This is a genomic window from Paenibacillus sp. FSL R5-0490 (genome assembly GCF_001956215.1).
Lineage (GTDB): Bacteria > Bacillota > Bacilli > Bacillales > Cytobacillaceae > Cytobacillus.
Genome location: NZ_MRTQ01000011.1, coordinates 119834 through 132003 on the forward strand (window position 1 = coordinate 119834; position 12170 = coordinate 132003).

At 42.4% G+C, this 12170-nt stretch carries 13 protein-coding genes; 12 read left to right on the forward strand and 1 reads right to left on the reverse strand.

The window, feature by feature from the left end; all coding sequences use genetic code 11:
• Positions 1-8: 8 nt before the first annotated feature.
• The 9 genes from BK139_RS11290 (at position 9) to BK139_RS11335 (ending at position 7833) form a co-directional block, all read left to right on the forward strand.
• On the forward strand, positions 9-548 hold the full coding sequence (locus BK139_RS11290; protein ID WP_076258651.1) for a cob(I)yrinic acid a,c-diamide adenosyltransferase: 540 nt from the start codon (positions 9-11) through the stop codon (positions 546-548).
• Between the two features lie 66 nt (positions 549-614).
• On the forward strand, positions 615-1451 hold the full coding sequence (locus BK139_RS11295; protein WP_076258654.1) for a class I SAM-dependent methyltransferase: 837 nt from the start codon (positions 615-617) through the stop codon (positions 1449-1451).
• Positions 1448-2488, forward strand: coding sequence for a FecCD family ABC transporter permease (locus BK139_RS11300; RefSeq protein ID WP_076258657.1), 1041 nt, complete (start codon positions 1448-1450; stop codon positions 2486-2488). Before BK139_RS11295 ends, BK139_RS11300 begins: the two co-directional genes overlap by 4 nt.
• A gap of 2 nt (positions 2489-2490) precedes the next feature.
• Positions 2491-3255 carry an ABC transporter ATP-binding protein gene (locus tag BK139_RS11305; RefSeq protein ID WP_076258660.1) on the forward strand — a complete coding sequence of 255 codons (765 nt, stop codon included), beginning with the start codon at positions 2491-2493 and terminating at the stop codon, positions 3253-3255.
• A gap of 23 nt (positions 3256-3278) precedes the next feature.
• Positions 3279-4265: an ABC transporter substrate-binding protein gene (locus tag BK139_RS11310; protein WP_076258663.1), complete on the forward strand. Its 987-nt coding sequence runs from the start codon at positions 3279-3281 to the stop codon at positions 4263-4265.
• 298 nt (positions 4266-4563) lie between these two features.
• On the forward strand, positions 4564-5760 hold the full coding sequence (locus BK139_RS11320; RefSeq protein WP_076258669.1) for a CbiX/SirB N-terminal domain-containing protein: 1197 nt from the start codon (positions 4564-4566) through the stop codon (positions 5758-5760).
• A gap of 143 nt (positions 5761-5903) precedes the next feature.
• On the forward strand, positions 5904-6392 hold the full coding sequence (locus BK139_RS11325) for a CBO0543 family protein (protein ID WP_076258672.1): 489 nt from the start codon (positions 5904-5906) through the stop codon (positions 6390-6392).
• Between the two features lie 160 nt (positions 6393-6552).
• A complete protein-coding gene (locus tag BK139_RS11330; RefSeq protein ID WP_076258730.1) occupies positions 6553-7119 on the forward strand; it encodes an MOSC domain-containing protein in 567 nt (188 codons plus the stop codon).
• Positions 7120-7146: 27 nt separating this feature from the next.
• On the forward strand, positions 7147-7833 hold the full coding sequence (locus BK139_RS11335; RefSeq protein WP_076258675.1) for a lysoplasmalogenase: 687 nt from the start codon (positions 7147-7149) through the stop codon (positions 7831-7833).
• A 15-nt stretch (positions 7834-7848) separates the two neighbouring features.
• Here the strand turns inward: BK139_RS11335 and BK139_RS11340 are convergent, their stop codons facing one another.
• The gene (locus tag BK139_RS11340; RefSeq protein ID WP_076258678.1) at positions 7849-8424 is read right to left on the reverse strand and encodes a CBO0543 family protein; all 576 of its coding nucleotides are present in this window, start codon (positions 8422-8424) and stop codon (positions 7849-7851) included.
• Positions 8425-8586: 162 nt separating this feature from the next.
• On the opposite strand from BK139_RS11340, the gene BK139_RS11345 reads away from it, so the two are divergent.
• From BK139_RS11345 to BK139_RS11355, 3 genes are all read left to right on the forward strand, one after another.
• On the forward strand, positions 8587-9141 hold the full coding sequence (locus BK139_RS11345) for a DUF3231 family protein (RefSeq protein WP_076258680.1): 555 nt from the start codon (positions 8587-8589) through the stop codon (positions 9139-9141).
• Positions 9142-9503: 362 nt separating this feature from the next.
• Positions 9504-11126: a GGDEF domain-containing response regulator gene (locus tag BK139_RS11350; protein WP_139325620.1), complete on the forward strand. Its 1623-nt coding sequence runs from the start codon at positions 9504-9506 to the stop codon at positions 11124-11126.
• Complete coding sequence (locus tag BK139_RS11355) at positions 11127-12170, forward strand: HEAT repeat domain-containing protein (protein WP_076258683.1); 1044 nt, start codon at positions 11127-11129, stop codon at positions 12168-12170.

Here is a 12170-nt window from a genome sequence, read left to right on the forward strand (position 1 = left end):
AATGGTTTATGCCACAAAAAGGTATGCTGCTGGTTTATACAGGAGATGGAAAAGGAAAAACAACCGCCTCGCTTGGTGTAACATTAAGGGCAATCGGCCGGGGCATGAAGGTGAAATACTTTCAATTTATTAAATCACCGGAACGTACATATGGTGAAAAGCTGGCCCTCAGGAAACTGGGTGTTGAAACTGTGCAGCTGGGAATCGGGTTTACATGGACGAAAACACCGGAGGAGCACCGTGAAGCACTTGCGACCGCCTGGCAGACAGTAAAAGAAGAATTGAAAGATGAAACAACAGATGTGTTAGTGCTGGACGAACTGAATAATGCCCTGGCCATTACACGTTTTCCCATTGACGATGTGCTGCCATTATCTGAGGTGCTGGAGGCCATTCAAAACCGTCCAAAAAAGATGCATTTGGTGATCACAGGGCGTTCTGCACATCCAGCCATTCTCGAATTGGCCGATTTAGTGTCTACCATCAATGCCACCAAACATTATTATGCCGAACAGGAAGTTAAAGCCATGAAGGGGCTGGAGTTTTAAGCAGCTCCTCCCGAGTATTTTTAGACCCTGTATCTAGTTAGGTTTTGGAAATTGAGGAGAATTTCAATGATAAAAGAATCCCTTTTGCAATACGATTTTGAGAAGCTCTGGAAGGAAGGCATGCTGGATTGGCATGGAAGGATGCCGGAGCGAATGGTTGATGATGAGCTGGAGGAAGCCTTTTGGATGCAGTCCATGAAGAAAAAGAAATACAAGCAGACAGATGAGTATGCCAAAAGGATCTACGAAAAAATGAAGAAGCATATCCCGGAAAACTCAAGCTGTATTGAATTCGGTCCGGGATGGGGGAACTATACCTTTCCGCTCAGCCAGGATGCCGGAAGTTTAACCCTGGTGGATGGTTCAAAGAGTGTGCTCGCTTACTTAAAGCAATATTTTGAAGAGGATGCCCTTATCCAGTTTGTCCACAGCAAATGGGAAGAAGCACAATTGGAGCCGCACGATGTCGTGGTTGGGGTGAACTGCTTTTACCGGATGTATGAAATGAATGAAGCACTGAAGAAAATGAACAGACTGGCAAGAAAACGTGCCATAATCGGCTTAACGACTGGCCCTATTCAGCCGCATTACGTCCTGTTGGATAAGCAGTTTGGCTATGACATTAAATACCCGCGCCGGGATTATATCATGATCGTCAACATGCTGTACCAGTTAGGCATTTATGCAGATTGTGAAATGATTAAGCTTGAGCGGGAGCATCGTTATGATACATGGCAGCAGTTAATTGATGCCCAGAGCAAGAAAATCTTATCTCCCCGGTTTGAACGAACACATGTGGGTGCCTCATTGGAACGATTTATTTCCCAAGAGGATGGCGGGTATGTGTACCGTTATCCTTTCCATGCGGCAATTATCAGCTGGGAGCCTGTGAAGCATATATGACAAGGGGACGGTTTGCATTACTGATGGCTGCCCTGGCCGCTGGGCTGCTTGCTTCCATGACTTTTGCCGTGATGGTGGGATCTGTGGACATTACCCCAAGCCTTATTTGGGAAGTGCTCTTCTCCAAGCTGGGTCTATTTATAGATACAGATGCTACTAATGCACAGAAGGTTATTATTTGGAATATACGATTCCCCCGTATTGTACTTGCTGCCATAGTAGGTGCCGCATTGGCTATTTGCGGGGCAGCCATTCAGGCATTAGTGAAAAATTCGATAGCAGATCCTTACATTCTCGGAGTATCTTCCGGAGCATCCGTTGGAGCGGCATCTGCCATTTTACTTGGTGCATTCAGCGTTTTGGGGGAGTATGCCATTTCCCTTGCCGCATTTTTAGGGGCCATTTTTGCGGTCATGATTGTGTTTTCCTTAGCACGCGTCAATGGACGCATATCGGTCATTCGTCTGCTTTTGGCAGGGATTGCGGTTTCGATGGTGTTATCCGCCATTACCAATTTTATGCTGATGATGTCCAAGCAGCAGGGCGGCATTCAAGCGGTCATGCATTGGATGCTCGGCAGTCTGGCGGGCGCGAAATGGTCCAATCTTGGCATCCCATTTTTTTCACTGCTGCTTGTTTTTATTCTGCTGCTCATGAATTATCGGCAGCTTAATGCTTTATTGCTTGGTGAGGAAACGGCCGCGACACTTGGCGTGAATCTGGACCGGTTTCGGATCTTTATCATTCTCTTTGTATCCCTTCTGACCGGTGTGGTCGTCGCGGTCAGCGGAAGCATTGGCTTCGTCGGGCTGATTATTCCTCACATCGTGCGGATGCTGGCGGGTTCTAATTACAAACTGGTTCTGCCGATAAGCGCTCTGATCGGTGCCATTTTCTTAGTTTGGGCGGATATGGCCGCACGTATGGTGCTGGCGCCTGAAGAAATGCCAATCGGGATTATTACCGCCATTTGCGGAAGCCCATTCTTTATCTGGATGCTCAGGCGAAAACGTTATTCTTTTGGGGACGGTGAGTAAGGATGCTCCAGGTCAAAAATATGTCCTTTTCAGTGCCGGACAAGCAAATTTTAAATAATATCACTTTTTCTGTGGAACAGGGAAAGTTCGTTGGGATCATTGGACCGAATGGAAGCGGAAAATCGACGATGCTTAAAATCATTTATCGTCATTTAAAACAAACGAGCGGTTTCGTGACGTTATATGAAAAAGATATTCTCGATCTCCCGCAGAAAAAACTTGCTCAGGAGTTAGCTGCTGTAAGTCAGGAAACACCGGTACTCTTCGATTTTACAGTAAAAGATTTGGTCATGATGGGGCGGACGCCGTACAAAAAATGGCTTGCAGCTGATAACCAGGAGGACTTTGCCATTGTGGAAGAAAGCATGATACTCGCAAATGTGCTTCACCTGGAAAACCGCATGTTTAACCAATTATCCGGAGGCGAGAAGAAGCGGGTGATGCTCGCACGCGCCCTGGCACAGCAGGCAAACATATTAATTCTGGATGAACCGACCAATCATCTGGATATTGAACATCAATATCAGTTAATGGATTTAATAAGGGATCTGCCGATAACGATTGTGGCAGCGCTCCATGATTTAAACCTGGCAGCCGGGTATTGCGATGAACTCCTTGTCATGAACGATGGAGCTCTATATATGTCGGGGACACCTGAGCAAGTCCTGACAAAAGAGACATTGAAGGAAGTCTTCCATATGGAGGCCGGTGTATCGAAAAATCCATTTACCAAAAAACTTCATTTATTTTTCTACACAAACGATTAAATGGAATCGAGGGACCGATGAACATGAAAAATCGCAGAATTTGGGCTTTTCACGTCTTAGCGGCTGTATTATTATTAGCCGCGTGCTCAGCAGAAGAAGCAAATACAGCACAGGTGAAAAGTGAACAAGCGGAGCCAACGGAGAAAGTGGTTATTGAAAATGAAGGCTTTGTGAATGAATACGAAGAAGCGCCAAAGCGTGCGATTACATTGAATCAGCATGTGACCGAAATCATGCTGGCACTTGGTTTGGAAGATTCAATGGCTGGCACTGCATTCTTGGATAACGAGATTTATGAGCCATTACAGAAGGCGTACGACAAGGTACCAGTATTGGCCGAGCAATATCCATCAAAGGAGCAAGTCATCTCTGCGGAAGCTGACTTTCTATATGGCGGCTGGGACAGTGCCTTCAATGAGAAAAACATTGCAACACGTGAAGAACTAAAGGAATTAGGCATTAACAGCTACTTACAATCTTCATCTGTTAAAGTGGCACCCACCCTGGAAGATATCTATAGTGACATCCGAAATATCGCAAAAATTTTCCGGGTCGAAGAACGAGGTGAAAAACTAATTCAACAAATGAATCAAGAAATTGACGCCATTAGTTCCCAATTGCCGGAAGTAAAAGAGCCGCTGGATGTCCTGGTTTACGACAGCGGCGAAACCGATGTATTCACCGCCACACAAAACTTCATGAATACACTTGTCACAATGGCAGGCGGGCACAATGTCTTTGGAGATGTAAAAGGCAATTGGGCCACTGTCTCAAAAGAAGATGCAGTAGAACGCCAGCCTGATGTCATTGTAGTAATAGATTATGGATCAACTACTGCAGAACAAAAAATAAAATTCCTAAAAAAGGACCCAGCCTTAAGCCAGACACCAGCCGTACAAAACGAACGCTTTGTCATCCTCCCGCTGTCGGCAGCATCTGAAGGGGTTCGTGTTGGGGAAGCGCTGGAGGTTTTGGCCAAGGGTTTCTATCCAGAAGCATTTAGGAATTAGGTGATTGTGCGTTTTTGTGGATTTTTGAACTAAAATTTATCCGCTGAGTTGATTGGAGCGGAGGGCACTTGATCCTCGAAAATGCTGACGCATTTCCTTCGTACGGGGGTCATTCGAGGGAGCTTATTCAATGTCCTGCTGGAGGAGAGGGAGCGGGAGACCCCGCAGGCGAAGCCGAGGAGGCTCCCGTTCCTCCCCGCGGAAAGCAAGTGCCCGCAGCGGAAAGCAACGGGATTTATACTAAGCCTAAACAAGATTTCAAGATAGAGTATCAAATTTAATAGAGGGAGGTCACCCAATGACAACCTGGAACCTAACACAAATGCAGCGCCACCTGCTAATATGCAACGGCGCAACCTGCATGAGTGCAGGCGCAGAAGAAGTCACAACGCAAATACGCGATGAAATCCGGAAAAACCGTTTAGACGAGCATATTCACACATCCCGTACACGCTGCAACGGCCGCTGTAAAGACAAATGCGTCGTCATTGATTACCCAAAAGGAACCTGGTATTCAGTCCAGCAGGAAGAAACAGCCCGCAGCATCGTTCATGAAGCAGTGAAAGAAGAGTCGATCATCTATTCAATGGAACACGGCGAACGCAAACGCAATGAAAACCGCATTAAAGGAATTGATAAATACAAAAAAGGTAAAGGGCCAATGAAAAAAGCTGTCTTATTTGTCGGCCACGGCAGCAGGATGGAGGCAGGGAATAACGAAGTCCGCCGATTCATCGATCAAATGAGAAACGACATTGACCCGGCCCTTCTGGTAGAAACCTGCTTCTTAGAATTTGCATCCCCCAATATTGAAGATGGCATTCAGCTTTGTGCTGAAAAAGGGGCAGATGAAATCCATGTCATTCCCATCATCTTATTACATGCCGGACACTCCAAGCTGCACATACCGGCAGAAATTGAACATGCCAAAGAGCACTTCCCTGATATTCAGTTTACCTATGGCCAGACGATAGGAGTTCATGAGGAAGTTCTTGAAATATTAAAGTCAAGACTTGCTGAAACCGGTTTTGATGTAAATCAAACGCATGAAGATACAGCTATTTTATTAATCGGACGAGGCGGCAGCGATCCCTATGCCAATGCAGATTTTTATAAGATAAGCAGATTGCTGTGGGAAAAGTTAAATGTATCATCCGTTGAATGTGCCTTCATGGGGGTCACAATGCCAACCGTCAATGATGGTATAGACCGCTGCATTAAACTGGGCGCCAAACGAATCATCATGCTGCCCTATTTCTTATTTACCGGCATTTTAATGGAAAGAATGAACAAAATGGCCGAACAGTTTAAAGAAACTTATTCTCATATATCCATAGATATCGCAGAATACTTCGGATACCATCCAAAGCTGAGAACCGTCCTGCTGGAGCGAATGAACCAGGCCCTCGATGGCACTTCAACTGGAATGCAGGACCTGGAAAATTTCCGTAAATATGCGGAAGAACATGGCTATGAACATCATCACCATCATTAAAATGAATAATTCCTATATGATTATTATTCCGGCTGCCAATTGGCAGTCTTTTTTATAAGAAGTTCAGGTGCAATGCTTTAGGAATAAATAAATTCAAAGTGGGTGAATTTAGTAATATCTGTAATAGGAAAGGCTGATCATCTATGGAGAAAAAATTATTAAACCTGCTTCTCGGATTGTGCATTTTTTCTGTTCCATTTTTGTTTAAAGGGAAAAAAATGAGGGAGACTTTAGTTATTTTTTTCTCGAAAGGCGTTCTGGCTTCTCTGGTTGATGCCTATGTTGTTGGAACGAAAAGAGTAGAATATCCGGTCCGGCCTTTTTCAAGGATTTTTAAAACCAACCTGATTTATGATATTTTGTTTTTCCCGCTTTTAAGTGTGATTTGGGTTAAGATGTCTTACAATGACAATTTAGGCAATATTCTTCTCAAAAGCTTGCTGTTCAGTGTGCCCATGAGCATTGCCCAATGGTTCTTTGAAAGAAACACCAGATTATTTAAGTGGAGGAAATGGTCCATTTTCCATACATTTGGCAGTGTGAATTTTACTTTATTCACTATAAGGGGATTTGTCGGGTTTATTAAAACATTGGATCGAATAAAGGGTAATCAAACTATAAACGATATGTAAGTTAAGTTCTATCATGATTCAGCTGGAAATATAGCTATAGTATTAAACAAGGCTGCCACTTCGGCGGCTTTTTCTATGACCTTGTTCAGAAGGAATATTTCCGTCTTTGTTGAATATGGAACAAACAGAGGGAAATAAAGTAGGAAGGCTGCGTGATAGAATGCATACGGAAAAGACGGAAAGGCCAATAGCAGGAACAGTCATCGCTGTTAGTTTAAGCAAGAAGCATACGTTCAGCAAAGAAAGGAAAGATATCATAAAATTGGTGGAGGGATTGGGGGTTCAAGGGGATGCTCACTCTGGCTCAACGGTAAAGCATCGATCCAGAGTCGCACAAAACCCTGATCAGCCCAACCTGAGACAGGTTCATTTAATCCAGCAAGAGCTATTTAAAGAGCTGTCAGGCCGTTTTCATATTGAACCTGGACAAATGGGTGAGAATATTACAACAGCCGGAATCAATCTTCTTGAATTGCCCGTAAACTCAATCTTGTTTTTGGGTCATTCCGCTATGATCAAGATAACAGGACTGCGAAATCCCTGTGCTCAGATCGATCAATTTCAGCCTGGGCTTTTAAATGCAGTGATAGAGAAGGATGAAAATGGGAACCTCATTAGAAAGGCCGGCATAATGGGAATTGTTTTGGAGAGCGGGGAAGTGAAGCCGGGCGATGAAATCCGAGTTGAATTACCGCCAAAGCCTTTTAAAGAACTGGAACGGGTTTAATACGCGGCACAAGGAGGTTGAATAATTTTGAATAACCGGCTGGTTCCAATTTTAATTGGATTGATGGCGATACTGTATATTTTCATTGTTCCTTCTGAGCCACTGGCAATCAAAGTTACCTTTAAGCTGATTCCTATGGGACTCATTATTTTCTATGCATGGCAAAAACTCCCTGCCAGCAATGGGCCGCCATTGCGTTTAATCGTTATCGGCCTGTTTTTCTGCATGCTTGGTGATGGATTCATTGCTGTTTCTTTTGTCGCCGGGCTTGGTGCTTTTCTTGTTGGGCATCTATTTTCTTTGACTGGATTTCTGAAAATGTCACGTTTGACAAAGTTCCGCCTGGCGGCGATCATCCCGATAGGCATTTATTCTTTAATCATTGGCAGCCAGCTGATTGCTTCCTTATCCGGAGCAGGAAATGATGCATTAGTGATTCCGGTTATTGCTTATATGCTGGTCATTTCCTTAATGGCGTTATCAGCCATCCTAACCGGGAACAGGCTGGCCATTGCGGGAAGCATTTTGTTTGTAATTTCTGATTCCATCCTTTCATGGAATATGTTTGTTGCGGATATTGTGTATTCAGATGTGCTTATCATGGCCACTTACTACTCTGCACAATTCCTGATTGCGAGAAGCCTTGCTTCATTTAGAGAAGCGGCAGATGATACCGCAGCCATACCGGAACCAATAGCAAAAAAGACTTTCTGATAAAAAGGAAAGTCTTTATTTTTTTCCTGTTTCTTTTTCCAGACCTTTAAAACTCTCCATTCTCGTTATCCAGTACCCGCAGTAATATAGAGTGAGAAAGATGACAAAATCATATAAAGTAGTCCAGTTTTTTGGATCATAAAAGTCGATGGCATTAAAGAAATTCATCCCTCCGAAAGCTCCAATGGCAGAGAAGAGTATTCCTTTAAACAAGCTATTCATTTGAGGCTTTATTTGAAGGGCAAACATGATCCCGACTGGTGCTAATGAAAAGTGATATGGCAAAAATAAAAATGGTGCCAGTGGAATAATGATCATAGGGTATGTCCATAATCCCAAAGATAATGCAGCTAAATCGATAATAAGAGACAATATGATGACTAATAATCCAGCTAGGAGAAGACGCCCGGTGCTGTCTTTTTTTCTATACTTAAACCATATCAGCCAGGGAATGATAAACAAAGCAAGTCCTGCCCACCATTGCCACGTAGTGATAAATTCGTCCTTCACAATCTCCGCGAATACAGAGCTAATATTCGTATATTGTTCATATGCTTGTTCAGACTTGGACAGTCCTTTTTCAAATGCCATACCTATCACCCATTCTTTCTAGTGTAGCTTCCAGACATCCATTCGTTTTTGGAAAGGCTTCTTAAGCTGTTCCTCCTGTGCTATTCAGGATGAGAATCTGACGAAAGCTATGCATTTTTTCTCAATCTGTAGACAACCTATACAGTATAGGAGGTAAAATAGATGCCTAATCCTTTAGAAGCAATTTTTAATATGCTCAGAATTACGTTTGATAATACCAATGAACCTAAATCACCCTTGCATGTCATTGAAGTTGGGGACATGTGGACATACTTGGCATTGGTGGAGGAATTCATACGATACGAAGAAATTGGCTTAAACACGACTACAGATGATGAAGTGAAAGAAATGCTTACCGATGTAGTAAAAATATGTGAGTCACAGGTCAAGAGATTAAGCACATTTATGAGAAAAGAAGGAATTCCATTACCTGACGTAACCTCAGCAAAACCCCATTCAGCTCCAAATGATATTCCTTTAGGCGTTAAGCTGACAGATGATGAAATTACCAATGGGGTCGCATTTAAGCTAGTAACATGTTCCACTGCCTGTGCTAAAGGACAAGCAGACTCTGTCCGTAATGATGCAGGCAATATGTGGACTGAATTCTTTTTAGAATGGACAATGTTCGGAGCTACTTTAAAAACACTCATGAGGAAGCGCGGATGGCTGAAGGTGCCGCCGTATTACTACGCTCCAGGTGCTCCAAAAATGTAAAAACCCAATTCATGCCGGAATTGGGTTTTTCTCTGGGCAGAGACCAAAAATTTTCCTTGCCTTTCATAAGTATTTTAAGCGGGCAGAAAAAGCCATTAAAAAATATAACAGCTTATTTACAATCAATATCATTATCCTCTATAGTATATTGAATCCAATTTTTCTCAACAGGCTTTCAGACAAGGAATGCTATTTTTGCTGTTCATGATGAAGAGGAGGACATATCCAGGTTTGAAAGCCAATTATTAATGCTTTAGACTAAGGATATGGAAGATTTTTGTTATTTTAGGTTTAGTAGTCTTATTTAAAAATAGAAAAAGTACTTTTGATTACTAGCAACTTTTATAAATGAGGTGTAGGTAATGGAGCTGAAAAAATATAAAGTTCTATTATTTGAGAAAATAAAAACGCAGATTACAGACTGGTTTGAAAATAATCTGTCTGAGAATATAAAAAAAGAAGAGGTATACAGGTTCCTGCATTCCATAAAGGGCACTGCTGGAACACTGCAGCTCACCGGGCTCCATCAGCTGGCCGATAATCTGATCTTGGATATTGAAGATATGGATGAAAAAGAGGATTGGGATAAGGAGGCTTTGCGAAATTATCTTTTCGATTTAATTGAAATGAGCTATGAGTATGAGCATTTCGAAAGTACATTAAAGCAGCAGGCTCCGATAAGGGTGGAAAATGCCCCTCTTGTTCAGCTGATTGATGATGATATTTCCATGCTGATTCTTCTGAAAGATGCACTCGAAAGCAGGGGCTGGATGGTTATTGCCAGTACGGAGCTGGAGGTTGCAGCAGAGCAGTATTATGACCATCGCCCAGATTGTTTAATAGTAGATATTAATTTGGAAGGGGAAAGTGGTTTTAAGTTTTTGGAAAGTTTACAGAAACATACTCGAAATAAGTATGTTCCAAAGATTATGATCAGTGTAAGCAATGATCGGGAAACCAGATTAAACTCATATAAAATGGGTGCAGATGATTTCATCCCCAAGCCGATTGACATAGAGGAATTTCTATTAAAGATAGACAGGCACTTAGCAAATAAGAAATTATTTGATCAATCTGCAATGATAGATGAATTAACCCGAGTTTATAATAGAAGGTTTTTTGAAGACAGTTTAGCAGTATTTATGAATGAATTGGCCAGAAATCATCGGACCTTTTCACTGGCGATACTTGATCTTGATTTTTTCAAAAACATTAATGATACATATGGCCATCCGGCAGGTGATACAGTCCTTGCTGAATTTGCAAAGTACTTAAAAGAAAATGTCCGGCAAACAGATTATGTGTTCAGATATGGCGGCGAGGAATTTGTTGTCTTATTCTCTGGCGCTTCAGATATCGAAAGCAAAATAGCCCTTGAAAAGATTTTAAAAGGGTTTTCGGAAAAGAGGTTTGAACAGTGCGGCAATTCATTTAGCGTTACTTTTTCTGCAGGAGTTTTTATGGTCGATCAGCCGGGGATAGAGAAAGAAACGATTGTAAGGGCTGCTGACCAGGCTTTATATGAAGCCAAACAAAAGGGAAGAGCAAGAGTGGAAATAGGTAAAGCCGATCCTATTGCAAAGCATAAGAAAAAGCTTTATGTCTCCGTTATTGATGATGACTCGATTATTAGAATGATGCTCACTAAGGTTCTCAGCAATATGGAGTTCGATCATGCAGACCTGGATATCCAGGCATTTGAAGACGGGCGGAAATTTCTGCATTCAAATCGAATAGAAGAAAAGGGGCCGCATTTTCTGGTTCTGGATGGGATAATGCCTGTAATGGATGGCCTTGAGGTTATGCAGGAAATGAAAAAGTCGAAGAGAGCCAAGGACATTCATGTTCTTATGCTGACAGGGCGAAAAAGTGAGCAGGATATAGCACGTGCATTGAAACTCGGAGCTGAAGATTACGTGACAAAGCCATTTAGTCTTACAGAACTGGAAGCTAGAATTCAGCGTTTAATTAAGAGGCTGATCTAAATGCTGAAGAATGAAATATTCTTCCTCGGTCTATTAGCTGCTGTCATTTCTGGATTACTGCTTCTCATTCTGTTGTACCTTGTCATAAGAAAATGGCTGGAAGATCGAGAGCGCAGAAAAATTAATGAATGCATTGAAACCCTTAGCCCGCTGATCTTCGAATTTATCTCAGAAGGAGAAATAAGCCGGCACCTTCATTTGGATAATGATATAAAAAAGAAGGCTGCAGAAGAGATTTTGTCTAAGTTCGCAGCCAATTTAACAGGAGAAGAGGAAACGGGAAAACTCAGGGAGTTTGCTGACAGGAATCTGAGAAATTACTTTCAGAGACAGTTGAAGAGCAGAAGGTGGAGTACTAGAATGAACGCACTCTACACTATCGAAGATCTGCATTTCATTGAGTTACAGCCTCAAGTTTTGGAATCAGCTATAAAAGAGAAAATATCACATGATGAAAGGGTACAATCCTTGAGAATACTTGCGGCATTTCAATTCGAAGGAATTCCTGATCTACTTCTGTATAATAGTGAAAATCTATCGGACGGTGAATTAAGGAATATCATCCTCCGGCTGAATGAAAACTTGTTCAGTCTTTTAATTTCAGATTTCCATAGTGCTGCAAACCCATTGAAATACGCCATTATAGATTCTGCTGGAATAAGAAAAGAATTAAGATACTTACTTTTCATTGAGTCAGTCTATGCCAGCTATGATGGGGAGACTCGTTTAAGAGCAGTAAAGGCACTTTCTTCACTAGGGATGGTTAAGGATATATCACCCTATCTGGACTTGCGTCATTCCCGGGATTGGAAGGAAAGGATGATGGCTGCGAAGCTCTTCGGTTCATTAAAGGAACCTGAACTCATGCCATATTTGCTCGACCTTCTCCATGATCGTTCCTGGTGGGTGAGATCTCAGGCTGGGCAATCCATTATGATGTTCCCTCGCGGAAAAGAAGAATTGCAGATTGTACTGGATACCTCGGATGATTCGTATGCAAGGGACATGGCCTGGGAATGGATGAACAAAGGAGAATTTGGTTGA